The 1,450-nt window shown below is 68.5% G+C and carries 1 protein-coding gene; it reads right to left on the bottom strand.

What is annotated here, in order from left to right; genetic code table 11:
* Positions 1-115 precede the first annotated feature (115 nt).
* Positions 116-1,381: an IS701 family transposase gene (locus ACFV9H_RS41440; RefSeq protein ID WP_385409182.1), complete on the bottom strand. Its 1,266-nt coding sequence runs from the start codon at positions 1,379-1,381 to the stop codon at positions 116-118.
* Positions 1,382-1,450 lie beyond the last annotated feature (69 nt).

Raw genomic sequence — 1,450 nt, 5'->3', positions numbered from 1 at the left:
CTAGTAGGGCTTGGTCAGGTTGATTCGCGTGCGGGTATGTCGCGGTGGCAGGTGGGGCAGGCGCCGGCCCAGGTGGCGAGGAGGATCCGGAGTTCTCGGATGACTTGGTAGAGGGTCAGGCCGGCGCCGTGTCTTTTGGGGCTCTGGCCAGTCGCTGGAGGGTGCAGAAGGCGTGGGCGGCGGAGACGAGGGTGACGTGGTGGTGCCAGCCGCGCCAGGTGCGGCCTTCGAAGTGGGCAAGGCCAAGGGCCTGCTTCATCTCGCGGTAGTCGTGCTCGATCCGCCAGCGGAGTTTGGCCAGCCTGACGAGGGTGGTCAGCGGTGTGTCCTCGGGCAGGTTCGAGAACCAGAACTGCACCGGTTCCGGCTCTCTCGCGGGCCATTCGGCCAGTAGCCAGCACGCGGGCAGTTCCGTCCCGTCGACCGCCTTGCGGATCTCACGCCCGGCGGGACGGATCCGCAAGGCCACGAAACGTGAGTACATGCGCTTGAAACCGCTGCGTCCGGTGCCGGGCCGTGAGCCCTCGCGCCATTGCACCGGTTTGGCCGCACGCTTCCCCGCCCTGATGACCAGCGTCTTCACGCTCTGGGCCGGCTCGGGATACTTCACTGCCGGCCTGCGGCCGGTGCCGCTGTAGGGCGGGGTGAGCGGGACCGCGTCGCCCGGGTGGGCGGTGACAGTGGTGGAAACGCCCACCACGTAGTGCAGCCCCCGTTCCTGAAGGCCGAGCCTGAACGCGGCGGTGTCCCCGTATCCGCCGTCGGCGACAGCGACGGGAACGTCGATGCCCCACGAGCGGGTCTCATCGACCATGTCGAGCGCGAGCTGCCACTTCTCAACATGGCCCGCCTCCGCCGGGATGCCGCATGCCGTGCGGCGGGCGACCTTGGCGGGATCGGCTTCCGGGGAGGCCGGATCCCAGCTCTTGGGCAGGAACAGACGCCAGTCGACGGCCGCGGAGGCATGGTCGGAGGCCAGGTGCAGCGACACACCGGCCTGGCAGTTGGTGACCTTGCCCGCGGTGCCGGTGTACTGGCGTGTCACGCAGGCTGAGGCGTCCCCGTCCTTGAGAAACCCGGTGTCGTCGATGATCAGTGCGGCCGGTCTGATCACCGGCTGCATCCTCCAGGCCAGCCTGGCCCGCACATGTGCCGGATCCCACGGGCTGGACGTGACGAAGTGGGCCAATGCCTGCCGGTTGCCGTCCTCGCCCAGCCGGGCAGCCATCGGCTCGACCGACTTGCGCCCGCCGTCCATCAGCAGACCACGCAGGTAGACCGACCCCCAGCGACGCTGATCCGCCCGCCCGAACGGCTCGAACACCTCCGCCGCGAAATCCTCCAGATCACACCGGACCGCAGCCAACTCCTTAGCCAGCACACCCGATCAACGACACAGCCCATCAGCCCGACACTCCACCGACGACCGAACCTGACCAAGCACTACTAG

The organism is Streptomyces sp. NPDC059874, from assembly GCF_042731135.1.
Lineage (GTDB): Bacteria > Actinomycetota > Actinomycetes > Streptomycetales > Streptomycetaceae > Streptomyces.
Note: the sequence above shows the minus strand (reverse complement) of the source record. Positions and strands in the feature narration are given on the sequence as shown.